This window comes from Anaerococcus faecalis (assembly GCF_013371425.1).
In the GTDB taxonomy this organism is placed as follows: Bacteria; Bacillota; Clostridia; order Tissierellales; family Peptoniphilaceae; genus Anaerococcus; species Anaerococcus porci.
In genome coordinates, this window is sequence record NZ_JABVBA010000004.1 from 173,806 (window position 1) to 195,889 (window position 22,084).

Sequence of the window (22,084 nt, forward strand, 5' to 3'; positions counted from 1 at the left end):
TATTTTATATATAAGCTGGAAAATCCTTTAAAATAGTTTTAAAAGTATATTTTTTAATAAAAAAGAGCCTTTAGGATTACTTTAAAATCTTAAAAACTCTTGATTATAACATTTTTAAAAACCTATTTTATTTTTCAAATTATTAAGACTCAGTAGTAGAATCTTATGATTCTTTTCCATTAGAATCTTCATTTTTCCTAGAATTTATAAATTTAGTTACTTCCGGCATAAGTTCATCACTCATAATTTCAAGAATTTTTTCCATGGTTTCTATGTCTTTTTTATCAACTCTTTTTCTCAGTCTATCTAAGACCAACTCTATATAAGAATTTTTCATATTATAATACTCATAAAATTTTTCTGTACATTCTAGATAATATTCTCTTCTGTCTTCTTCGGATTGAATTTTTTTAAGATAGCCCTTTTTTATTAAAGCAGATATTTTATAAGCAATATTTGGATGAGAGCATTCAAGAAATTCAGTAACATCACTTACCCTTGGTCTATTTAGTGCATGTATAACTTCAATGGTAAAAGTTTCAGTTGCTGTCAATGTTGCCTCCCTATCCTGTAAGTTGGCAAACATATTTTTATATAAATTCAACTTAAATTTTTCATATACTTCATCAAATATTTTTTCCAAATTATTATACATTTTTCCTCCTATTTCAAAGCAAAGGATATTTCACAAGTCATTACAATTTCCCCATCTCTTATAATATTACCCTTTCCAATACCGAGATTTTTTACTATTTTCATCATCTCACAAGTTATTTCCAAATAATCTCCTGGTTTTACTGGCTTATAAAATCGTGCATTTTTTATTCCACCAAGCAAAGCAAGCCTTTTAGGATTTTCTCTTAAAAGTGCTACTGCTCCAACTTGAGCAACTGCTTCTATTTGAAGAACCCCAGGCATTATGGCCTCCTGTTGGAAATGTCCTTGAAAATAATATTCTCCACCAGATACTGATTTAATTCCCTTTGCATATTTATTATTGTCTATTTCAACAATCTTGTCAATCATTATAAAAGGATAAGAATGTGGTAAGATTTCTTTTAATTGATCAAAATTTATTTCCATATTAATACCTCTTAAAAATTAGGGCTGCATTATGTCCCCCAAATCCAAGTGAGTTTTTGAGAAAATAATTTATAGGATATTCTTCTGCTTCTAAAGCAAAGTTAAGATCACATTCTAAATCTCTATTTTTAAAATTTATTAATGGGGGTAAAAATCCTTCATTCATTGCTAAAATCGAAAGTATTGATTCAACAGCACCAGAACCACCTAGTAGATGTCCCATTTGAGATTTTGATGAAGATACTTTAATTTTTCTATCTCCAAATATATTTTTTATTGCAAGAGTTTCAAGTTTATCATTTAAAAATGTTGAAGTTCCGTGGGCATTTATATAATCTATTTCATCTGCACTTATTCCCGCATCTTTTATAGCATCTGCAATTGCTTTTGTTGCAAACTTTGCATCAGGTGATGGTGATGTTATGTGATAAGCATCACAATTTACTCCATAACCAACTAATTCTGCAATTATATTTGCTCCTCTTTTTAAAGCTGAATCCAAACTTTCTAAAACCAAAACACCAGCACCCTCTCCCATTACAAATCCGTTCCTATCCTTATCAAAAGGAATTGATGCCCTATTTTTATCCTTAGAAGTGCTAAGAGCTTTCATAGATGTAAATCCACCAATGCCAAGTTCGGTAATCGATGCCTCACTTCCTCCGGCAAAGATAATTTCTTCGTAACCATCTTTTATTGCCCTATAAGCTTCCCCTATTGCATTTGTAGATGATGCACAAGCAGTTACCATAGATATACAAGAACCATGTGCTCCTAGTTCTATTGCAACATTTGCACCTACTGAATTTATTATTGCCTTTGGGATAAAGTAAGGACTTAACTTATCAAATCCCCTATTCATTCCCCTTACATAATCTTCCTCAATAGTTCTTATTCCACCAATCCCTGAACTTATATAAACTCCAACTCTTTTATTTTCTATTTCTTCTTTTGAAAGTTTTGAATCTTTCATAGCATTTTTTGCAGCTAAGATGGCATATTGATTTACCTTATCCAATCTATTTATTTCTTTTCTTGAAAATTCTTTATCTTCTTTATAATTTTTAAGTTCAGCTGCAAGAGTAACTTCTCTATTTTCTATTGGATAACGCGTGATTTCGTCAATAGCACATCTTCCATCACTCATAGATTTTATAAGTTCTTCTTTCGTTGAACCTATTGGTGTTAAAGCACCAAAACCTGTAACTACAACTCTCATATATTCATTCCTCCATCAACTGAAATAACTTGACCAGTTATGTATGACGAGTCTTTTCCTGATAAAAAATAAACTAATCCAGCTACATCTTCAGCTTTCCCATATCTTTTTAAGGGAATATCTCTTAAAATTTCTTCCTTAACTGCATCATTTAAATTATTTGTCATTTCTGTATCTATAAAACCAGGTGCTACTGCATTTACCAAAATATTTTTTGTAGCAAGTTCTTTGGCAAGTGACTTAGTAAAACCAATGATTCCAGCTTTTGAGGCACTGTAATTTGTTTGTCCAACATTGCCTCTAATTCCACTTATAGAGGCAATATTTATTATTCTCCCGCTTTTTTTCTTCATCATTGTCCTTGCAAATAATTTGGAGAGATAAAAAACCGAATATAAATTTGTTTCTATTACTTTTACAAAGTCCTCTTCTTTCATTCTAAAAATTACATTATCCAAAGTCATACCTGCATTATTTACTAGTACTTCTACATCAAGATTTTCTTCTTTACATATATTAAAAACTTTCTGACAATCTTCAAAATTAGATAGGTCTGCACTTATACAAATAACTTCTGTATCTAATTCTTTTTTTAATTTATCTATCTTATCTTTCTTACTTCTTGTATGGAGGATTAAATTATAATCACTTGCAAGCTTTCTTGCAATAGCACTTCCAATACCCCCACTAGCCCCTGTTATTAGAGCATATTTTTTATTATTCATCATTACCCCTTAATTATTTCTTCTTCGTTTTTTAGAGAAATCACTTGAACTTCTTTGAAGTTTTTTCTAATTATATTAGAAATCACACTACCCGGACCGATTTCTACAATCTTATCCACTCCAGAATCTATCATATTTTTTATATCATCAAAAAGTCTCACAGGATTATATATATGTTTTGATAAAACAATTCTTAAATCTTCTTCACTATATTTTTTCCCTGTTAGATTTAAATAATAATCTATCTTAGGTTTTTCAAATTTTATTTCTTTTAACTTTTCAAAATATTTTTTTCCAGCATTTTCCATAAAGCTTGTGTGAAAGGCACCACTTACTTTCATTTCAATGGCTCGTATTTTTCTTTCAGTCATGTATTCTTTAAAAAAGTCTATTTTTTTTGTATCTCCAGCAACTACAACTTGCTTTGGACTATTTATATTTGAAATATGGATTTCATCAGGATAAGAAAAATTAATAATAAGATTTTTAACTTCATCTTCATTTTTATTCAAAATTGCAAGCATCTTAGTATCATATTTTTGACTTTCATCTTGCATAAGACTTCCTCTTATTTTGACAAGAGAAAGTGCATCTTTATATGGCAAAGAACCCGCCAATACTAGACTTGCATATTCTCCAAGACTTAAGCCGCAAGTTGCAGCTATATTCTCATTCTTTTTTAAAAATTCTAGTGCAGATATTTGAAATGCAAGCATTATAGGTTGAAGATTTTCAGTCCTTGATAATTCTTCTAGATCTCCATTTAAAATAATCTTTTTATACTCAGAAATTTCTTCATATATATATTTGGTTTTTGAATGATTTAAAAAAACTTTTCCCATATTTTCATATTGAGAACCTTGCCCTCCAAAAACCACCCCTATTTTAGTCATTTTTCCTCCAGTAACCAGTCTATATAATCATCTACAGACCTAACTTTTTCAATATTTTCTATATCAGTTCCTGCAAAAAATAATCCATTATCTATATCCCCTTTTACAGCATTTATAAGAGCCTCGCTTATACAGTAATTTGTATCTTTTCTTTTGCAAGTTTTAATACATGAAATACAACGCTTAGGTGGAATTTTTTCTGATTTCATTCTTTTAACAAGTTTGTTTTCTATACCTCTTGCAAGTAGTCCAACAGGACTTTCTAATATAACATTTTTAAGATTTCCATTATTTATTTCTTTTAGAAGTTTTTCTTTTGTAGATTTTGGCATACCTGATTCTTCTGTAAACAAAAATCCTGTTCCTATTTGAACTCCACTAGCTCCCATTTTTAAAGCTTTTTTCATAGCTTGTGGACTACCAAAGCCTCCTCCAACAAAGACTGGAATTTCTTCACTTAATTTAATAATTTTTTTCAACTCATCTAGAATATTTATTTTCAAATCCTCTCTTTTAAATCCAAGATGACCACCAGCTTTAGGTCCTTCCAAAATTATTAAATCAGGTTTTCTTTTGTACTTCACCCACTTCTTCATAATAATCTTTAATGCTCTTTCTGATGATACAATAGGGCCTATTATTTTTTCTTCTGAAATATATTTTGGCAATTCAAGGGGGAGTCCTGCTCCTACAACTACACCATCAACATCTGTACTATTTAAAAACTCTAAATATTCATTAAATCTTTCTACAACATGCATTAAATTTGTCAGTATGAGACCTCTACCATTCGACTTTTCCCTTGCAAATTTTAAATCTTCTATAAAGGCTCTCTTATTTGCCTCAAATGGATTTTTCATAAAATCTTCCTGTGCATAACCAGGATTTACCATTGATAAAGTGCCTATCCCAGCTCTATTTGCTACTGCTGCTACTAAGCTTTTATTTGACATACCAATTGCCATAGCTCCTTGAATAATTGGTATATTTATATATTTATTTTTTATTTTTATATTCATCTTTTATTTCTCGGTATTCACTCATTAATTTTTCAATATATTCTTTTACAGATATCACCGAATTAAAGGAGCCAATAGATAAGCCAGTCATTACAGATCCATTTTCTACATCCCCTTCAACAACAGCTTTCCTAAGTCTACCAATGGTGAAATTTTCAAGTTCTAAAAGAGAATTATTTCTTTCAAGCCTTTGATATTCTCTTGTCATTTTATTTTTTAAGACTCGCATAGGTATTCCATTTATATTCCCAATTACAGTTACTTTTGATGAATTAGATTTTAATAATTTGTTTTTATAATTTTCATGAATTGGACATTCCTTAGTAAATAAAAATCCTGTACCGATTTGTACTCCACTTGCTCCTAAAACTTCTGCTGCAAAAATTTCTCGTCCAGAGGCTATACCTCCTGCTGCTATAACTGGTCTTTTAGTCTGTGCTATAGCTTGAGGAATAAGGGTCATAGTTGTCATTTGTCCAATATGCCCTCCAGCTTCCAAGCCTTCTGCTATAAATGCAAAGGGTTCAAGAGCCTCATATCTTTTTATTTGAATTGGTGATGATATTAGCTGTAGAACCTTAATTTTTTTATTTTCGAAATCATCAGCATACTTTTCATAACTTCCTGCTCCAACTGTTATTATATTTACATCTTCTTCTAAAACAACTTTAACTAACTTATCAATATCTGGTCTAAGCATCATCAAATTAACCCCAAAAGGCTTGTCTGTTATTTTTCTCAATGCTCTTATATTTTCTCTTAGAGAATTGCTATCCATTCCTCCAGAACCAATAATACCTAAACCACCAGCACTTGAAACTGCTCCAGCAAATTCTCCATTTGCAATATGTGCCATTCCACCTTGTATAATCGGATACTTTATATCAAGTAATTTTTTTAAATCCATTTCACCACTCCATCAAAACACTTACAACAGAAAGACCTGCACCGAAACCAGAAAAGATTATTTTTTCGCCTTCTTTAATAGAAGCAAAGTTTTCTGCAAGAACAAGAGGAATAGATGCAGCAGACGTATTTCCATATTTTTGTAAATTTGATAGACAATTGCTTTTTTCCATTCCGATTTTTTCTACAACATGATTGATTATTCTCTTATTTGCTTGATGTAAAATCATCTTATCTATATCTTTTCCTGTAAATTTATTTTTATCTAAAAGTCTTTTTATAGAATTTAAAACTTCTTCAATTGCAAACCTATAAACTTTTTTCCCATCCATAGTGATTTTAGAGTTTTCACCTAAATTCAAAGAATTTTCATTTGGAAAAGATGCTACGTCAGCCTCCCATAGCTTATTATTTTTTTCTACCAAAACTCCTCCTGCTCCATCTCCAAAAAGTATGGCTGTCTTTCTATCTTCCATATCCATAAAGTCAGAAATCTTTTCACTTGCAAAGATATAAGCTCTTCTTCCCTCTAAAAGGTATGACTCTGCCATAAGTAAAGCCGCAACGAATCCACTGCAAGCAAGATTTATATCTAAACAAAGACAGTGGGGATTATTCTTAAGCTCTTCTCTTACTAGGTTAGAAATTGATGGCATTCTTCTTTTAGAAGAAAAAGATGCACAAATTATTAAGTCTAGATTTTCCATATTATTTTTAAATTTCTTGACTAAATTTAATGCCATTTCATCAACTCCATAATCTGAAAATTGTCTAGTAAATATCCCCGTCCTTTTTTCAATCCACTCTGAACTTGTGTCTAGATTATTTTCGAAATAATCATTTTCTACAAATTTTTCTATATCAAACTTATGAGCTTCTATAAATTCTAAACCCACTTAACACCTATCTTTCTAAATTTATCATGCCTATCTCTAACAATTTCATTTGAGGAAAATTTTGAATAATACCTTAAATCCCCCAAAATAATTTTCTTTAAATCTGAAATTGAGATTTTATTCCTATCTTCCTTTACAATCCCATCAATAATTCCATCTTCAAGTAAATCATGTGAAGTTAATCGCATTAGTTGAGCAGATTCTCTCGCCTTTGACTTACTTTTATATAAAATTGAGGAAAATCCTTCAGGTGAAAGAATTGAAAAAACAGCTCCATCCCCCATATAAATTTTATTTGCAAGAGCAAGAGCTAATGCACCTCCTGAACCACCCTCACCGATTATAAATGCAAAACTAGGAACTTTTAAGCCAGCCATAGTAATAAGACAATCAGCAATAAGTTGATGCTGTCCCTTTTCCTCTGCTCTAACACCTGGATAGGCACCTGGTGTATCAATAAAATTAACTACTGGCCTTTTGAATTTTTCAGCTGCCTTCATTAACCTTATGGCCTTTCTATATGCATGAGGTTCAGGCATTCCAAAATTTGTTTGTATAGCCTCCTCCATACTCTTACCTTTTTGTATACCTATAAAGGTCATTGTATAATTTTCAAGCTCTCCTACTCCACCAATTATTGAGTGTGTATCTCCAAAAGCCCTATCTCCTTTTATATAATAATAATCATCGAATAAATCTTCTATAACCTCCTTAGATACACTTCTATCTTTAGACCTAGCATTTATAACTCTTTCATAAGCGTCCATATTTACTCCTATGCATCCTTAAAATTTTTCCGATTATTTCTCTTTGATTTTTTCTCTCAATAATCATGTCTAAGAATCCGAAATTTTCAAGATTTTCTGCTTTTTGAAAATTATCTGGTATCTTTTCACGAAGTGTTTCCTTTATTACTCTTGGACCAGCAAATCCTATTAAGGCACCAGGCTCTCCAATGTTATAATCTCCTTGAGCTGCAAAGCTTGCACTAACTCCTCCCATAGTAGGATTAGTTAGAAGACTTATGTAAAGTCCACCTTTTTCTCCAAAAGAATAAAGTGCTGAACTAATCTTTGCCATTTGCATTAAAGAAAAAATCCCCTCTTGCATTCTAGCTCCTCCACTTAAAGAAATAATTACAATAGGTAGTTGCTTTTTCTCTGCTTCTTCTATCATTTTTGTTATTTCTTCTCCAACATAAGTGCCAAGACTGCCTAACATATATGTATTAATAAGTGAAGCCACTAAAACTGGATTTCCCAAAATTTTACCTCTTGCAATTTTTACAGCTTCGGTTTTTTCATCCTCTTTCTTATTTCTATAATTTGGAAAATTTATAGGGTTGGTTTTTTTTGAATTATAATCAATTACCCTATATCCCTTATCTAGGAGCATATCAAATCTGTCTATACCAGTTAAGGGAAAATATGAAGAACATTGTGAGCAAATAAATAAATTTTTTTTCAAGTCTTCTAAATGATTTGCCTTCCCACATTTTTTACAAACAAATATTTTTTCATTGTTTTTTTTTGTTGAAAAATCCTTGGCAAGCTTGCTAAGTTTTTTTATTGTGTATAATAAAGTCTTTCTATTTTTAAGATCTTTCTTGGACAATTTTAGCTACCTCTTTCATTTTATTTATTAAGACTTCTTCCTTATCTTTAATATAATTTGTATGGATTCTGCCTTTTAAAAAATCTACATCAAATAAAAGTGTATACATAAACCCTAGATTTGTCTCTATTCCCTCAATCATAGTTTCTTCTATAGCTCTCCTAAGTTTTTTTATTGAGTTTAACCTTTTATTATCCTTTACTATTATTTTTCCAATCATAGAATCATAGTAGATAGGAATATCAAATCCTTTATAGATAGCTGATTCAAACCTTGTACCCATTCCTCCAGGTGTAAATAAAAAATTTATTTTTCCACTTGATGGCATAAAGTTATTTAATGGGTCAACTGAATTTATCCTAACCTCAATTGAATGTCCAAAACACTTTACATCTTCTTGATTTATTGAAAGACCAATACCTGAAGCAATTTTAAATTGTTCCTTAATAATATCAATTCCAGTAATCATTTCTGTTACTGCATGCTCGACTTGAAGTCTTGTATTCATCTCGCAAAAATAAAAATTCTCATCATTATCAACTAAAAATTCAATAGTTCCTGCACCAGTGTATTTGGTAACTTTCACACACTCTAGACTTGCTTTATAAAGCTTTGCTTTTAATTGATTAGATATAAAATCACAAGGGGCTTCTTCTAAAAGTTTTTGATTATTTCTTTGCAAACTACATTCTCTTTCAAACAAATGTATAGCTTTATCTCCATCTGATAAAATTTGTACTTCAATATGCCTTGGTTGCTCAATAAGTTTTTCGATAAATATTTTTTCATCACCAAAAGAAGCTTTTGCTTCAGCCTTAGCTAAATTAATAGCATGAAAAATTTCCTCAGCAGAATCAACTCTTCTCATTCCCTTTCCTCCACCACCACTTCTGGCTTTTAGGAGTATAGGATAGCCAATTTCTTCACAAATTTTTAATATTTCTTCCTCACTTTGCTTATCAAGTGGAATTCCCTTTGCAACAGGAACTCCAATCTTTTCCATAAGTTTTTTGGCTTGAATTTTATCACTCATTAATTCTATTACATCTGGACTTGGACCTATAAAAATAATCCCTTCATCCCTGACCATTTTAGCAAATTCATGAGATTCTGATAAAAACCCATATCCCGGATGAATTGCATCACAATTCTTTTCTTTTGCACAAGATATAATCGCATCCATATTTAAATAAGTATCCTTAGAAAACTTATCTCCTATACAAACTGCTTCATCAGCTAAATAAATATAAGATTGATTTGCATCGGCTTTTGAATAAATAACTAAACTTTCAATACCTAACTCTCTAGCACTTCTTAAAATGGATAGTGAACACTCCCCACGATTTGCAATCAAAACTTTCTTGATCATAATTGCTCCAATTTAAAAATTTCAGCATCATATTCAACAAAGTCTTCATTGGATACAAGACAATCAACAATCCTACAATCATAAGGAGCTTTTATTTCATTCATCATCTTCATTGCCTCAATAATACATAAGGTGCTTCCTTTTTTTACCTTATCCCCTATTTTTACAAAGGGATCTGCCTCTGGACTTTTAGAAGAGTAAAAAACTCCAAGAACTGGAGCCTTCAAAATCTTTATATTTTTTTCTTCTTTTACTATTTCTTTCTTTTCTACTTTTGCATCATTGATTACCTTTTTAGCTTCAAAATTCTTGTTATTTTCTTTAACACTTTCTTGTAAGTTATTTTCAAAAAATGAATTTTTTCCAATTTTCAAAGAAAAATTATCCAATTTAAATTCAAGAACATCAAGTGATGAATCTTCCAAAGACTTAATAAGTTTTTCTGTAATTTCTAAATACTTTTCCATATTATTTATTCAAATAACATATTAGATCTTCTATAGTAGCTATTTTTTCAAATGCATCATCAGGAATTTCCTTTCCTGTTTCTTCTTCTATCGCCATTGTTAATTCAACTGCATCTAGAGAATCTAGACCTAGATCATCTTTTAGATTTGATTCCATCTTAATTTCTTCCTTGTCAATTCCAAAGTTACTAGCAATTATATTTTTTAAATTTTCTAAATTCATTTTATTCCTCCAATTAGTTAAAAATTTTTACTTAATTATTTTATAGTATTAATTCTCTTTTGTCAATTACTTAAGTTTTTTTATATAATTTTTTTTATTCTTTTTCTAATTTAATTATAACTATTTGAAAATTTCAATTAATATCCTAAATTTATAGATGATTAATAAAAAAGGATATATGCATCGACTTATTATCGATTACATATATCCTAATAAAAAGATTAATATTCCAATTTATTATAGATTTTTTAATTGCCTTAAAGATGAAAGTAATATTTTATTTATCAAAATCATAATTTTATAGACACATCTCCATAGCTTAATTTTCTGATTTTTTCATTTTCTAATATTACAAGCGATCCATTTTCATCAATATCCAATGCAAGTCCCTCTTTGATTGAACCATCAATACTATAATATATTTTCTTATTTAAAACAATTAAATAGCTCTTATACTCATCTATTATTATCCCTCTTTCTATTTTAAATATATCCGATAGTTCATTTAAAATCTTTGCTACTATTAAATTTTTATCTATTCCATCTCCAATTACACCAGCAACACTTCTAACTTCTTTTGAAAATTTGCTTTGATCCGTACCTATGTTAATTCCAATTCCAACCACTATATCTGTAATATCACCGTACATATTTATGAGCGACTCTGTTAAAATTCCACAAACTTTTTTATTATCAATAAAAACATCATTTACCCATTTAACTCCTACTTCAAGACCTATATTTTTTAAAACTCTAACTACAGCTACTACAGCTCTAATTGTTAAAATATCTGCAAAAACAAGTTCATCTTTTTTAAGAAAAATAGAAAAATATAGTCCTCCAGGAGATTCAAATTTTCTACCACACCTTCCTTTCCCATCACTTTGTTTTGGTGCAACAAAGATAGAAAAATGATTTTTGCCATTTTTCTTTGCTTCATCGTTCGTAGAATCAATTTCTTTAAAGCAATTTATTTCAATTCCATGCAAATCTTTTTGCAAATTTTTCCTTATTTCTTCTGATAAAACTCTATTTTCATTTTTAATTCTATATCCTTTTTCACTATAATTAATAATGTATCCATCTTCTTTAATTAAATTTACTATTTCTTTAACTTTAGATATTGAAATATTTAATTTATCAGCAATTGTTTGCCCTGATATAAATGAGTTAGTATCATTTTTTATTAAAAAAAATACTTTTTCTTTAAGCTGCATTCTATAATCCTTTCACTATAATAATCAGTAGAGAGATATTTTAAATTTATGCTAGGATTATTACAATAGTCCTAATAATTTTTACTTTAATATACTATATATATTATTCTTATATTTATTAACTCATGCATTATTTATATAATATTTTACCAAATGGTCAAATAAAGCTCAATCAATAGATATTATCTATATTTAATAATATATACTTCCTGTCGATAATATCCTTGCTTATTTTAAAACTTTAGCATAGTAAAAATATTTATCTTTACTTTGACACTTTCCATAACATTGTATAATATATTTCTTGGAGGTTATAAATGAAATTTAAAACAAAAGACATAACAAAAATAGCACTTTTAGTAGCGCTTATAGCTGTAGGTGCTTTTATATCAATTCCTGTAGGTCCTGTTCCAATTACTCTACAAAGCTTTTTTATATTTATGACTGGACTTTTATTAACACCTTTTTACGCTGGACTCACAGTTTTTATCTATCTACTACTTGGATTGCTGGGATTTCCAATTTTTGCTGGATTTAGCGGGGGTATACAGTCATTTTTAAAACCAAGTTTTGGATTTTTAATTGCATTCGTTATTTGTGCAGTATTTATTTCTAAGTTTACTAAAGGAGAAAAAAGTTTTATAAAGATTGTATCAGCTCTTATCATTTCAGAAATTATTTTATATTTGATAGGACTTCCTTATATGTATTTTATTTTAAATAAAATAATGGGAACTACAATAAGTATATCAAAAGTATTTACAATTGGAATGATTCCTTTTATTGTTCCAGACTTAGTAAAAATTCTCTTAGCTGCAATCATAGTCCCAAGAATTTCAAAGATTATAAAAATAAATTCATAGCAAAAAATATAAAATTGAACTATATTCTTAATTTTTGGTCTGTAATAAAAAAGACATATTTAATCATTTACCTTACAATTAAATTAACCACAACTTAATAAGGGAGATTAAATATGTCTTCTTTTTTATTACAAATTTACTAAATATTAAAGGACAATATATCTTTTTTGGATGGCATTCATAATGAAGTTATTAATGAAAAGATATAAGCAATTAATTCTTTTGATTTTTTCTCAGCAAGAATATATGATAAATCCTTATTTTCTAAGAAGTATTACTTTATTATTCACTACTATTTTAACTTAACTTATTTGATTTACATTTAAAAATCTTTTTATTTTTAAAAACGCATAAATATTTTTTATTGTATAATGCTAAAATTTCTAAAGCTATACTTGTTTATCTATCATATATCAGTAATGTAGTTTTTCATAAAATTTCCTACTAATTTTAAAATAGAATAGTCAATTTCTCTAATATAAGTCTTAAAACCTTACTTATATAACTATTTACTTCTGATTGATTATTTAATACATATTAATTTAATCAAACCATTTTACTTTATTTACAAAGCTATTCGAATTTTTATATCCAGCTTTTTCATAAAAATATGAATGCATCTTATCATTAACCGCCTGTAACTCAATACAAGACGCTCCATTTCTTATAACTAATTCCTCAACTTTATTTAATAACTTACTCCCATATCCTTTATTTTGTTCATTATATTCTATAATAATTTCTTCCAGTGTGTATCCTATGATATCATCATATTGCTTAAAATATCCTATAGCAAAACCAAGAGCTTTATTTTCATCATCTTCCATTATCAATGAAAAAGAATCCATTATTGTTAAAACTTGATATAATCTTTTATACGCTGTTTTTTCTGTCCAGCACGAGTTTTCAATTTCATTATAATAATTAATATAAAGTGAAATAACTTTACTAATATCATCAACTTTCATTTCCCTTATTCTCATTAATTTCTCCATAATATTATTTTATATAAATAGCTCCAAAAACTTGAGCTAAGTTATTTATACACATTTCTTCTTACCATAGAAGAACCACAGTCTTTACAATAAAGCATTACCGATTAAATATGTTGTATATCTGTCGATTCCTTTACATCTCTCAACATCATCTTATTAGCCAAAGCATAAATGATTTTTGAAATACTAGGTTGTAGATACTTTCCTGACTCGATGTAATCTCTTCCAAAACGTGATAGGTCTTTTACGATTACTATTTTAAACTTCTCATTCTCAAGATCTTTTATCATCTTTTTAAAATTTTGTCTGTCAAAATTTGAACCTGAAAAGCCATCATCTACATATTCTGAGACTATATTAAAGGCATTATCTTTAGCAAATTATTTAATTATCTGTCTTTAATTTGAAATAGAACTACTTTCAGAAACATCTCCGTCTTCTCTTTATAATCGAAGATACATGAAAGCAAATTTTTCCATCACAAAACCTCCTTTATTTTTAATTAAAAGATTTAATGTTAGTACAACTACATAAATAGCAATACTTAAAACAATCCTAAGTATGTTGCATCTATATTCATTAGTTTAGAACAAGTCTCAAGAAAAGTGCCATTTGGATGAACTCCAATAATTGGACTGAGCATTCGCAAGCTATATGACCATGGAAATAAAATCCAATTTTTCATTACTGCAATTACAGTTGATGGGAATGTCAAAATAAAATTTAATAATATAAGTACAGCTTTCTTTTTTACAAGTCCATATATCAAAAATGATAAAGCGACTATCAGTAAACTTCCAATAAAAAGACAAATAGTAGACACAATTAATTGACCTAGTAATATTTTTTCACCTAGAAAATATATAGCAACAATAAATATTAACATTGCTGATATTACTAGAATAGTAAATAATTCAGCTACAACAATCATATTTTTTGCAATTCTATTTTTGCAAAACTTAAATTTTTACTTTTTTGTAAAACAACATACTCGCTCTTTTCTTTACCACTTATATTCACAACTAGTAAACTCAAAACTACTGATAGAATTAAAAGTGGATACCAATTAAAAGAAGTTGCCAATATATAACTTTTTCCTTCTAGGCTTTCCCTCATCAAACTAACCATAGCTATATTAAATAACACAAAAATTATTGGCACAATAATTCCTAGCTTTAAATTAACAGATCATTTTTCTTTCATTAACTCTGTTTTAATAAAACTAATCATTATTTTTCACATCCTTTTTTATAATTTCTAAAAATAGCTTTTCTAAATCCATCTCAACAGAGTTATTAGCTTCATAAATAAGATTCCCATTATTAATAATTCCATTTTATCTGCTATCTGTTGAATCTCACTCAAAATATGACTTGAAATAATTACTGTAATTCCTTTTTTAGAAAACTCTTTTTTCAATTCTCTTAATTCTTGAATTCCCAAAGGATCTAATCCATTTGTTGGTTCATCAAGTATTAATAATTCTGGATTGTTTATCAATGCCATTGCAATTACAAGTCTTTGTTTCATACCTAACGAAAAATTTTTTGCTAATTTTTTATTTATGTCTTCTAAACCGACTATTCTTAACACATCATTGATTCTTCCTTTATCAATGTTTAATAATACTGTTAAAATTCCCAGGTTTTCATAAACTGTTAAATTTGGATAGATAGCAGGATGCTCTATAATAGCTCCAACTTTTTTAAATCCTCTGTACACATGATTTTTCCTTCAAAAAAATATCCCCTTATGTACAGTTCATAACTTTAGTGATTGATTTTAATAAAGTCGATTTACCGGCACCGTTTGGTCCTAACAATCCATATATTTTCCCTTTTTCTACTTTAATTGATACATTTTCAAGTATCATTTGTTCTTTGATTTTCTTTGTTAAATTTCTTATTTCAAGCATAATTTCCATATATTATTCCCCCATTTCTTATGTAATCAATTCTAATAATAAAAAATAACCAAATTATAATCACTCTATTTTTTTGCAAAACAAAAAGCATATATACTTAAAAAAAGAGTAAGCAACTCTTGTGTTCACTTACTCTCCTCCTAGCCTTTTATCTAAACTCTTGGAACATAGTCAAAAAAGTAGGCAAATAAATAGAAATGTTGGTCATTTATCTAGACAAATGATGCGAAATATTTTATTGTATTTATAGGATATTTTATGGCTAAGTAAATCAAGGAACTTCAGAAAATAAATGTTGTTTTAGATGAGAAAATTAATATTAAAAAAAGCATCGTCCTATTCACACCATTTATGAAACTTTTGCTCTGTCAACTAAATTTTATTTCATAAAAGCTACACAGTTATATTCACCAACCTGTGTAAGTCCATTATTCTCATAAAATTTTATAGTTTTATAACTATCTTCAGTTAATAAAATAATTTGTCGTATATCTCGATATTCATCAAGAATTAATTTTAAAAACTTACTTCCAAAGCCTTTTCCTTGGTATTCATTTAAAACTATAATATCTTGAATATAAATAACAGTATAACCATCCCCAATAACTCGTGCTAATCCTATTAATAAATCATCATCCCAAGCAGTCCAAACCTTAAAAGAGTTCTTTAAAGCATTTTCTAACTGCTCTGGACTAGAAGTGTAAGCACTCCAAGAAACATCATTATATAAATTAAGAATGTCATCTAACTTTGGTATTATACCTTCTTTAATTGAAATATTTTTCATTTTACCTCCTCAAGATTAAATCTTTATTATTTTTTAGGAAAACATCTCAATCTATTATTCAGGTCTGTTTTTACTTAACTAGTTTACTTTTTGAAAAAATAATGTTCCATATATAATTATTCTAAAAAGTAAACTAGTTCATTTTTTAATTTCTCTAGGTCTTGTCGGCATCCCTCCAATTTCCTATTGTAATTATTATGACAGAATCCTATAAAAATTAATTCTAACAGATTTTTTGAATATAAATAAAACTTACAGTTAATATCTATAATCCAAAGCTTTTAGGTGATATTTTAATTCCCAACATCTTACAAAATTGAATTCCAAATTTTACAAATTCAAAAGAAACAGATGTAACTATATTTTCATATACAATATATCCTTCTTCAATGGGATTTACTATACAGTCATTCCAATCTTTCATATATTTAAGATCTGCCTCGCTATAACCTTCTTCTAGTAGATCGTCCTTATCTGCTCCAATCATAAATGATTTACCATTTAGCATACCAGCTTTGACAAGCAAAATTGGTGCAATAGAAATAGCTCCAATTATTTTACCATCAAATTTTTTGATGAATTCGATTATTTCAACATCTTCTACTGTGAAACGAATATCAGCTGCATCAGATAATAAGAGGCTATCATATTCGTCTAAATCTAATTCATAAATAGTTTTATCTGGAGAAACTTTTAGACCTTCTTCAGATATGACTATTTCTTTTGTTTTTGCAAACACATCCATACTTTTGCCGTATGATGCTAAAATTTCTAATGCTACGCATATTTCAAAGTTACAGAATTGATCATAAATAAGAACTGCGGTTTTCTTCACAAAAATCACCTCCTAATTTAAATATAAACATTTAGTTTCTCCAATAGAGAGCTTAACCCTCGATATTCATCGTTACTATTTGCCATTGTAATAATTTTGATACGAAACCCGCAAGTAGGGTCGTATACTTTGTTTAAGTAATATTTTCGGAAATAAATCTATAAAACAAAATTCCTAGTATATATTGTTTGAAGTCCCATCCATCTACTGCCCCACGAACGTCATCGGCAATCGCCCAAATTTTTCTATGAAGTTCTGCTCTCTGTATTGTTTCCTTGTTCTCCTTTGTTAAATCTGACATCCTCTTCCTCACTTTACTAATTAGACTTTTACAAGTCCTTATTGACAAGATTTTTGTATTCTATCATAATAAATCCATCTTTTTCTTAAACCAGTCACAATTTGTTACTGGTCAATTCTAACTTATCTGAGGTTACATCTTACTACCTCGAATTTATTTATTTCTTTTGTTCTATAATCGAAACCATATCACCAAAATCAACATCTAGTCTCGTTCCAATACGATACAAAACTTCCATGCTAACAAACTCTCCTCTGCCCATTTTAGAAATTGTTGCAGGAGATAACTCACAAACTTTTAAGGCGACCCAAAAAGTTGTACCAAATACCAGATTGAGTTTTTACTTACTCTGGTATTTATTTACCTTTCCTACCACTAGGGGTAGGAAAATTTTCATGCTACATTCTTTTTTCTAAATTCTACTGGACTTAGATATCCTAATTTTTCTTTTATTATTTTTTCGTTGTAATATTTAATATATTTTTCTATTGTTTCTTTTAATTGTTCGTATGAATAGAATTTTCTACCATAATATATTTCTTGTTTTAAAATTCCAAAGAAGTTTTCCATTGGTGAGTTGTCTAAGCAATTGCCTTTTCTTGACATTGATTGAGTTATTCCATTTGACTTTAATTTGGTTGTGTATTGCTTTATCTAGAGCTTTTAATATTGGTTCTAGATTTGGATTTTTTGATATTTCGTAGCTTAATATCTCGCTGTTGTACATGTCTAGATATGGATTTAGATAAAGTTTCTTTATTTGATATGTGCCTGATTTATCCTTTTCTAAATACTTGAATTCTGTTGTATCTGTTGTTATTTGTGTATATGGTTTATTTGTTTTAAAAGATCTTTTTATTTTGTTTTCTGCTATCTTGCCTACAGTTCCTCTGTATGATGAATATTTTCTTGTTTTTTTGGAAAAGCTCTTTACTTGTATTTTTAGTTTTTGTACTAGTCTTTGTACTTTCTTTTTGTTTATGATTAATCCTAATCTTTTTAACATTGCTGTTATTCTTCTATATCCATAGTTTGGATTTTCTTTTCTGATTTCTAATATCTTTTTTTCTTCGTTCTTAGTTTGATTTTTTAGGCATATTTAAAGGTCTTCCTCGTTTTTTTGATTTTAGTCCTTCAATTCCCTTTTTTCTAAAATATATTACCCATCTCGATATTAAAGTTGGATTATTGAATTTAAGTTCATTTGCTAGGCTTTGATAGGACATTTCTCCTGTTAGATACAAGTTTACTACATTTAGTTTAAATTCCAAAGTGTATTTTGTATTCTCTCTTTTCACTTTTAGACCTTCATAGCCTTGAGATTTGTACGCATTTACCCATTTTCTTACTATGCATTCTTGTGGTATTTTATATTTTTTAGCTAATTGACTGTATCCTATTGTGTTTTTTAGATACTCTTTTACGACCATCATTTTAAATTCTGTACTGTATTTTGCCATTAAAAAACTGACCTCCTTAAGTTGTTTTTTAGGTCCAACTTTTGGGGGGGCAGTTCATATTTTCCTCGTCTTTTTTCTATGATAGGACTTTTGCAACAGCCCCTAATTTTTTGTCCAAATGCAAACCACTTGGGACTATTATTCAATTTATTCTTTTTAACAAATGTTCCCATTTTAATCCCAATTACAGTTTTTTATCTTCTGCAACCATTGAATTTACAAGATTTTTTATTTTTTTGCTACTACTCCCACTCTTCTTTTGCAAATGTACGAGTGGTGCAGAAGCATTCAAAATACATAATTTTATTTTTTCTAATATCACTAAATCCACCTAATTATAGGATATTTTTAAATTTTCAGTCCCAGTACCAATACTTTTTTAATATATGCATAACCACTATCTATAATTCTAATATTTTTCGCTTTACATGAACCTTATATTTAGGAGACTTTACTTCAGTATCTAAATCATCATCTATCCACTCAGATTTTACCTCTTCTATAGATTTTATTTCCATTTCAACATCTTCAGAGAATGTTATTTTAGACATAGGAGTAAAAATGGAAGTTTGCGAAATACAAAATTTCATAATTCCAAAATCGAATATAATAGCTTGATCTATTTTATAAACTTCATTTTTATCTTCATCTTTATAATCAATCATAATAGTATCTCGTATTATATTTATACCTACAACTTGCTTATTAATTTCTTTTGTATAGAGATCTTCTTCCATAACAGAATAATCAAACTTATTATCTTTCAATATTTTAGCGTCATAGCCTGCCAACTCTTCTTCTGTTCCAAAATATGGTACTAATCTATAATCATTTTCTATTTCTATAAAACAGTTTTGTAATTCTATCTTTATATTTCCATAACTTCTATTATAATCTTTCCAATCATCAGCACATATATTTAATATTATTTTACCCTTAATCTTTTTTAAAGTTTCTAAACCCTTATCTGAAATAATTAACCCCATTAATTATCCTCCTTTAAGATAAAATGAATTTTCTGTGATTTAGTATCGCTGGCATTTTTAATATTAATTTCCATTGCAGGACTATCTTTTGTTGATGTTTTAACTCTATAAGTCGCATAACTACCATCAGAAAAATTCACTAATAATCCATGTTTATTAGGTAATATTTTAATATTCCCGCCTTTAGAAAGCATTTTCCAAAATTCTTGAGCTGTTTTATATTGATTATTAGACTTTATTACCCTTACTTTAGAACTTTTGCCACTTTCACCAAAATATCCAGACTTAGTTTTTTGAAACTTTTTCTCTAATTTTTTGATATTATCATTTATATTTGATAAATTAAATTCTATTTGTTTAGATTCTTCTTTATCTCCATTAGTTCCATGAAATAGTCCTGAAGATGGTTTACTCATAAGACTCTTCCAATCTTCTATCTAAATCTGTTTTATAGGTTTTAAAAGGAATTTTTTTACTATTTAAAGTGTTTGCTACTTCTTTTGGTACTCTCCCATAAATCGCTATTGCAGATGGTTTTTTCTTCAAAATTAGATAATTTAGCCCTTGTTTTAGTCTTTCTCGATTAGATTTATCTCTAATACAACCATGTGTACTTATAAAAACTAAACTATTTTCGGGAATCCCATCTGTACAATAATCAAAACTAGAAACTCCATTTGATCTATAATTATTAATGACTGGAATACCATTATTAGCAAGAAAACACCCAACTGTTCTCATTCTGTACGTATTATATTTAGCAATAACTTTTGGAAAATCACTATTAGTGGAAAAATCTGGCTGCACTACCGCCTCAAATGGTGTTAAAAATTTTAGCCATTCATAAGGTTTAACCCAAATCCCACTATTTTTTGAATCAAACTTATAATCATCTTTACTAAAACATACCGTTGCTTTAAAATCGGGATCTTCTTTTTTTATTTCTTTTCTTGCTTCTTCAAATGTTATAATTTTAGTTGGAAATCTCATCATTGTTGATGGACAAATAGGAATATCATCTTTACCTTCAAATTCCGAATTTTCAACCATAAATGCATTGAAATTATCTTTTAAACCTTTTCTTGGTAATTTAACATTTAAAACTGTTTTGATTTGCTTTTTTCTCATTACACCCTCCAGCTCTTAAATCATTGATTTTTAAAACTGGATTTGATATAATTAATTTGGAATTATTAAATAAAATCCAGTTTAAAGAACATACTTTAGTTTGCGCCAACAATCTAATAAGTGTGTTTTTTTCTTTTCTAATCATTTCCCCATCCTTCTTCTTCATACTTACTTAATTGATACTGAGCCATCCTATAAGTCACATTGCATTTTTCCATAATTTCATCTATACTCATGCCTTTTACAATATGTTTTGGTACAAGCAACTCACCAGCAAAGCAATTTGCTTGCCACTCTGGATCTTCATAGACTCTTCTTTTCATTAAATCTTCCTCTCTTCTACAAAAAGACACTGTTTCTTCTCCATGTATTAACCAATGAAGTAATTCATGAGAACATGTTGATTTTGAAAATCCATCATTATCACAAGCCTTCTCATAAATATCTTCTCGTAATTTTATTAAGTTTTCTGACGGCACAGTTTCCCCATATTTTGTCCCCATTTCATCAATAGAACATATTTCTAAGTTAAACACTCCTTTGTTAGATAAAAATTCTATAACTTGTACTATAGGAAAATCAAGCTTATTTTCAAACCCAAATAACTTTCTAAGCTCATAAGCCATTCTTCTTAAATCCTTTCTAGATAAAGGAGCTGCTATATATCCGCCTATATCACTCACCATCCTTTTTTAAAAATAAATTCATTTTATCCACCTCTTCTTCATTTAAATTATCTAATTCTCTTGCAAATGAAAATACTAAATTTCTCTTTTTAGAATTCAAATCATTCAAATTAATCTCTATTGATTTTTGAGATTCTTCTATAGATTTCTTTAATTTATCTTGTTGTTCTTGGTCAAGACTATACAAGTTAACTATAATTTCATACCAAGAATCTGGCATTTTCTTTTTACCATTTTCAACCGCTGACAAAAATGAGGAGCTGACATCAAGTTTTTTTGCCATTTCTTTCATTATTTCGCCATGGTCTAATCTTAATTTTCTTAAGAAAATTCCTAATTGTGTAAGCATATTCAATCCTCCTTGCATATATTATATACTATTCTTAAGTCTAAATCAACCTTTTGAGATTGATTTAGGTTATTGTTTTGAAAAATTTTTTTCTAACATAAAAAACCGCAAGTTTTATGCTATTCTTGCGGTCTAATTT

30 protein-coding genes and 3 pseudogenes are annotated in these 22,084 nt (G+C 28.5%); 1 reads left to right on the top strand and 32 read right to left on the bottom strand.

The window, feature by feature from the left end; genetic code table 11:
* Positions 1-163 precede the first annotated feature (163 nt).
* The 14 genes from HV819_RS05465 to HV819_RS05530 form a co-directional block, all read right to left on the bottom strand.
* Positions 164-655: a MarR family winged helix-turn-helix transcriptional regulator gene (locus tag HV819_RS05465; RefSeq protein WP_154541305.1), complete on the bottom strand. Its 492-nt coding sequence runs from the start codon at positions 653-655 to the stop codon at positions 164-166.
* An 8-nt stretch (positions 656-663) separates the two neighbouring features.
* Positions 664-1,083 (bottom strand): 3-hydroxyacyl-ACP dehydratase FabZ, encoded by a 420-nt coding sequence (fabZ, locus tag HV819_RS05470; protein WP_154541307.1) that lies wholly within the window; start codon positions 1,081-1,083, stop codon positions 664-666.
* 1 nt (position 1,084) lies between these two features.
* Positions 1,085-2,302 carry a beta-ketoacyl-ACP synthase II gene (fabF, locus tag HV819_RS05475; protein ID WP_154541309.1) on the bottom strand — a complete coding sequence of 406 codons (1,218 nt, stop codon included), beginning with the start codon at positions 2,300-2,302 and terminating at the stop codon, positions 1,085-1,087.
* On the bottom strand, positions 2,299-3,027 hold the full coding sequence (gene fabG, locus HV819_RS05480) for a 3-oxoacyl-[acyl-carrier-protein] reductase (protein ID WP_154541311.1): 729 nt from the start codon (positions 3,025-3,027) through the stop codon (positions 2,299-2,301). Before fabG ends, fabF begins: the two co-directional genes overlap by 4 nt.
* A 2-nt stretch (positions 3,028-3,029) precedes the next feature.
* Positions 3,030-3,920 (bottom strand): ACP S-malonyltransferase, encoded by an 891-nt coding sequence (locus tag HV819_RS05485; RefSeq protein ID WP_154541313.1) that lies wholly within the window; start codon positions 3,918-3,920, stop codon positions 3,030-3,032.
* On the bottom strand, positions 3,917-4,939 hold the full coding sequence (locus HV819_RS05490) for an NAD(P)H-dependent flavin oxidoreductase (RefSeq protein WP_154541315.1): 1,023 nt from the start codon (positions 4,937-4,939) through the stop codon (positions 3,917-3,919). Before HV819_RS05490 ends, HV819_RS05485 begins: the two co-directional genes overlap by 4 nt.
* Positions 4,917-5,846 (bottom strand): NAD(P)H-dependent flavin oxidoreductase, encoded by a 930-nt coding sequence (locus HV819_RS05495; protein WP_154541317.1) that lies wholly within the window; start codon positions 5,844-5,846, stop codon positions 4,917-4,919. Before HV819_RS05495 ends, HV819_RS05490 begins: the two co-directional genes overlap by 23 nt.
* A gap of 1 nt (position 5,847) precedes the next feature.
* Positions 5,848-6,741, bottom strand: coding sequence for a 3-oxoacyl-ACP synthase III family protein (locus tag HV819_RS05500; RefSeq protein ID WP_154541319.1), 894 nt, complete (start codon positions 6,739-6,741; stop codon positions 5,848-5,850).
* Entirely contained in the window at positions 6,732-7,508 is a 777-nt protein-coding gene (locus tag HV819_RS05505; protein ID WP_154541321.1) for an acetyl-CoA carboxylase carboxyltransferase subunit alpha, read from the bottom strand. Before HV819_RS05505 ends, HV819_RS05500 begins: the two co-directional genes overlap by 10 nt.
* Positions 7,495-8,355: an acetyl-CoA carboxylase carboxyltransferase subunit beta gene (locus HV819_RS05510; protein WP_176269692.1), complete on the bottom strand. Its 861-nt coding sequence runs from the start codon at positions 8,353-8,355 to the stop codon at positions 7,495-7,497. Before HV819_RS05510 ends, HV819_RS05505 begins: the two co-directional genes overlap by 14 nt.
* Positions 8,336-9,724 carry an acetyl-CoA carboxylase biotin carboxylase subunit gene (locus HV819_RS05515; protein WP_176269693.1) on the bottom strand — a complete coding sequence of 463 codons (1,389 nt, stop codon included), beginning with the start codon at positions 9,722-9,724 and terminating at the stop codon, positions 8,336-8,338. The genes HV819_RS05510 and HV819_RS05515 overlap by 20 nt, the downstream gene beginning before the upstream one ends.
* Positions 9,721-10,191, bottom strand: a complete 471-nt coding sequence (gene accB, locus HV819_RS05520) for an acetyl-CoA carboxylase biotin carboxyl carrier protein (protein WP_154541327.1) — start codon at positions 10,189-10,191, stop codon at positions 9,721-9,723. The genes HV819_RS05515 and accB overlap by 4 nt, the downstream gene beginning before the upstream one ends.
* A 1-nt stretch (position 10,192) precedes the next feature.
* Positions 10,193-10,414 (bottom strand): acyl carrier protein, encoded by a 222-nt coding sequence (gene acpP, locus HV819_RS05525; protein WP_154541329.1) that lies wholly within the window; start codon positions 10,412-10,414, stop codon positions 10,193-10,195.
* A 290-nt stretch (positions 10,415-10,704) separates the two neighbouring features.
* The gene (locus tag HV819_RS05530; RefSeq protein ID WP_154541331.1) at positions 10,705-11,631 is read right to left on the bottom strand and encodes a biotin--[acetyl-CoA-carboxylase] ligase; all 927 of its coding nucleotides are present in this window, start codon (positions 11,629-11,631) and stop codon (positions 10,705-10,707) included.
* A 317-nt stretch (positions 11,632-11,948) separates the two neighbouring features.
* Between HV819_RS05530 and HV819_RS05535 the strand changes: the two genes are divergently transcribed.
* The gene (locus HV819_RS05535; RefSeq protein ID WP_154541333.1) at positions 11,949-12,494 is read left to right on the top strand and encodes a biotin transporter BioY; all 546 of its coding nucleotides are present in this window, start codon (positions 11,949-11,951) and stop codon (positions 12,492-12,494) included.
* Between the two features lie 542 nt (positions 12,495-13,036).
* Here HV819_RS05535 and HV819_RS05540 read toward each other — a convergent pair.
* The 18 genes and pseudogenes from HV819_RS05540 to HV819_RS05610 form a co-directional block, all read right to left on the bottom strand.
* Positions 13,037-13,477, bottom strand: a complete 441-nt coding sequence (locus HV819_RS05540; protein WP_154541754.1) for a GNAT family N-acetyltransferase — start codon at positions 13,475-13,477, stop codon at positions 13,037-13,039.
* Between the two features lie 203 nt (positions 13,478-13,680).
* Positions 13,681-13,968, bottom strand: a pseudogene (locus tag HV819_RS05545) (recombinase family protein); the annotation flags it as partial.
* Between the two features lie 65 nt (positions 13,969-14,033).
* Positions 14,034-14,420, bottom strand: coding sequence for an ABC-2 family transporter permease (locus tag HV819_RS11415; RefSeq protein ID WP_216629211.1), 387 nt, complete (start codon positions 14,418-14,420; stop codon positions 14,034-14,036).
* Complete coding sequence (locus HV819_RS11420; protein WP_216629212.1) at positions 14,417-14,650, bottom strand: hypothetical protein; 234 nt, start codon at positions 14,648-14,650, stop codon at positions 14,417-14,419. The genes HV819_RS11415 and HV819_RS11420 overlap by 4 nt, the downstream gene beginning before the upstream one ends.
* A gap of 111 nt (positions 14,651-14,761) precedes the next feature.
* Positions 14,762-15,211: an ATP-binding cassette domain-containing protein gene (locus HV819_RS11785; RefSeq protein ID WP_320595659.1), complete on the bottom strand. Its 450-nt coding sequence runs from the start codon at positions 15,209-15,211 to the stop codon at positions 14,762-14,764.
* A gap of 28 nt (positions 15,212-15,239) precedes the next feature.
* Positions 15,240-15,413, bottom strand: coding sequence for an ATP-binding cassette domain-containing protein (locus HV819_RS11705; protein WP_268234528.1), 174 nt, complete (start codon positions 15,411-15,413; stop codon positions 15,240-15,242).
* 379 nt (positions 15,414-15,792) lie between these two features.
* Positions 15,793-16,200, bottom strand: a complete 408-nt coding sequence (locus HV819_RS05560; protein WP_154541752.1) for a GNAT family N-acetyltransferase — start codon at positions 16,198-16,200, stop codon at positions 15,793-15,795.
* A 265-nt stretch (positions 16,201-16,465) separates the two neighbouring features.
* Positions 16,466-17,035 (bottom strand): DJ-1/PfpI family protein, encoded by a 570-nt coding sequence (locus HV819_RS05565; RefSeq protein ID WP_176269694.1) that lies wholly within the window; start codon positions 17,033-17,035, stop codon positions 16,466-16,468.
* A gap of 136 nt (positions 17,036-17,171) precedes the next feature.
* Positions 17,172-17,336: pseudogene (locus HV819_RS05570) on the bottom strand (type I restriction-modification system subunit M N-terminal domain-containing protein); the annotation flags it as partial.
* 157 nt (positions 17,337-17,493) lie between these two features.
* Entirely contained in the window at positions 17,494-17,667 is a 174-nt protein-coding gene (locus HV819_RS11945; RefSeq protein WP_456237000.1) for a helix-turn-helix domain-containing protein, read from the bottom strand.
* Between the two features lie 62 nt (positions 17,668-17,729).
* Positions 17,730-18,796, bottom strand: a pseudogene (locus HV819_RS05575) (IS3 family transposase).
* Between the two features lie 184 nt (positions 18,797-18,980).
* On the bottom strand, positions 18,981-19,118 hold the full coding sequence (locus HV819_RS05580; RefSeq protein ID WP_154541750.1) for a hypothetical protein: 138 nt from the start codon (positions 19,116-19,118) through the stop codon (positions 18,981-18,983).
* A 79-nt stretch (positions 19,119-19,197) separates the two neighbouring features.
* Positions 19,198-19,782, bottom strand: coding sequence for a hypothetical protein (locus tag HV819_RS05585; RefSeq protein WP_154541748.1), 585 nt, complete (start codon positions 19,780-19,782; stop codon positions 19,198-19,200).
* Complete coding sequence (locus HV819_RS05590; RefSeq protein WP_154541746.1) at positions 19,782-20,198, bottom strand: hypothetical protein; 417 nt, start codon at positions 20,196-20,198, stop codon at positions 19,782-19,784. Before HV819_RS05590 ends, HV819_RS05585 begins: the two co-directional genes overlap by 1 nt.
* Entirely contained in the window at positions 20,191-20,910 is a 720-nt protein-coding gene (locus tag HV819_RS05595; RefSeq protein WP_154541744.1) for a DUF4417 domain-containing protein, read from the bottom strand. The genes HV819_RS05590 and HV819_RS05595 overlap by 8 nt, the downstream gene beginning before the upstream one ends.
* The gene (locus HV819_RS05600; protein WP_154541742.1) at positions 20,873-21,055 is read right to left on the bottom strand and encodes a hypothetical protein; all 183 of its coding nucleotides are present in this window, start codon (positions 21,053-21,055) and stop codon (positions 20,873-20,875) included. Before HV819_RS05600 ends, HV819_RS05595 begins: the two co-directional genes overlap by 38 nt.
* A complete protein-coding gene (locus tag HV819_RS05605; protein WP_216629213.1) occupies positions 21,048-21,593 on the bottom strand; it encodes an ImmA/IrrE family metallo-endopeptidase in 546 nt (181 codons plus the stop codon). The genes HV819_RS05600 and HV819_RS05605 overlap by 8 nt, the downstream gene beginning before the upstream one ends.
* Positions 21,586-21,945 (bottom strand): helix-turn-helix domain-containing protein, encoded by a 360-nt coding sequence (locus tag HV819_RS05610; protein WP_154541740.1) that lies wholly within the window; start codon positions 21,943-21,945, stop codon positions 21,586-21,588. Before HV819_RS05610 ends, HV819_RS05605 begins: the two co-directional genes overlap by 8 nt.
* Positions 21,946-22,084 lie beyond the last annotated feature (139 nt).

Excerpts from the sequence above, each read along its gene's own strand:
- HV819_RS05465 (WP_154541305.1), bottom strand. The coding sequence starts at position 655 with ATGTATAATAATTTGGAAAAAATATTTGATGAAGTATATGAAAAATTT.
- fabZ (WP_154541307.1), bottom strand. The coding sequence starts at position 1,083 with ATGGAAATAAATTTTGATCAATTAAAAGAAATCTTACCACATTCTTAT.
- fabF (WP_154541309.1), bottom strand. The coding sequence starts at position 2,302 with ATGAGAGTTGTAGTTACAGGTTTTGGTGCTTTAACACCAATAGGTTCA.
- fabG (WP_154541311.1), bottom strand. The coding sequence starts at position 3,027 with ATGAATAATAAAAAATATGCTCTAATAACAGGGGCTAGTGGGGGTATT.
- HV819_RS05485 (WP_154541313.1), bottom strand. The coding sequence starts at position 3,920 with ATGACTAAAATAGGGGTGGTTTTTGGAGGGCAAGGTTCTCAATATGAA.
- HV819_RS05490 (WP_154541315.1), bottom strand. The coding sequence starts at position 4,939 with ATGAATATAAAAATAAAAAATAAATATATAAATATACCAATTATTCAA.
- HV819_RS05495 (WP_154541317.1), bottom strand. The coding sequence starts at position 5,846 with ATGGATTTAAAAAAATTACTTGATATAAAGTATCCGATTATACAAGGT.
- HV819_RS05505 (WP_154541321.1), bottom strand. The coding sequence starts at position 7,508 with ATGGACGCTTATGAAAGAGTTATAAATGCTAGGTCTAAAGATAGAAGT.
- HV819_RS05515 (WP_176269693.1), bottom strand. The coding sequence starts at position 9,724 with ATGATCAAGAAAGTTTTGATTGCAAATCGTGGGGAGTGTTCACTATCC.
- accB (WP_154541327.1), bottom strand. The coding sequence starts at position 10,191 with ATGGAAAAGTATTTAGAAATTACAGAAAAACTTATTAAGTCTTTGGAA.
- acpP (WP_154541329.1), bottom strand. The coding sequence starts at position 10,414 with ATGAATTTAGAAAATTTAAAAAATATAATTGCTAGTAACTTTGGAATT.
- HV819_RS05530 (WP_154541331.1), bottom strand. The coding sequence starts at position 11,631 with ATGCAGCTTAAAGAAAAAGTATTTTTTTTAATAAAAAATGATACTAAC.
- HV819_RS05535 (WP_154541333.1), top strand. The coding sequence starts at position 11,949 with ATGAAATTTAAAACAAAAGACATAACAAAAATAGCACTTTTAGTAGCG.
- HV819_RS05540 (WP_154541754.1), bottom strand. The coding sequence starts at position 13,477 with ATGAGAATAAGGGAAATGAAAGTTGATGATATTAGTAAAGTTATTTCA.
- HV819_RS11415 (WP_216629211.1), bottom strand. The coding sequence starts at position 14,420 with ATGATTGTTGTAGCTGAATTATTTACTATTCTAGTAATATCAGCAATG.
- HV819_RS11705 (WP_268234528.1), bottom strand. The coding sequence starts at position 15,413 with ATGGAAATTATGCTTGAAATAAGAAATTTAACAAAGAAAATCAAAGAA.
- HV819_RS05560 (WP_154541752.1), bottom strand. The coding sequence starts at position 16,200 with ATGAAAAATATTTCAATTAAAGAAGGTATAATACCAAAGTTAGATGAC.
- HV819_RS05585 (WP_154541748.1), bottom strand. The coding sequence starts at position 19,782 with ATGGGGTTAATTATTTCAGATAAGGGTTTAGAAACTTTAAAAAAGATT.
- HV819_RS05590 (WP_154541746.1), bottom strand. The coding sequence starts at position 20,198 with ATGAGTAAACCATCTTCAGGACTATTTCATGGAACTAATGGAGATAAA.
- HV819_RS05595 (WP_154541744.1), bottom strand. The coding sequence starts at position 20,910 with ATGAGAAAAAAGCAAATCAAAACAGTTTTAAATGTTAAATTACCAAGA.
- HV819_RS05600 (WP_154541742.1), bottom strand. The coding sequence starts at position 21,055 with ATGATTAGAAAAGAAAAAAACACACTTATTAGATTGTTGGCGCAAACT.
- HV819_RS05610 (WP_154541740.1), bottom strand. The coding sequence starts at position 21,945 with ATGCTTACACAATTAGGAATTTTCTTAAGAAAATTAAGATTAGACCAT.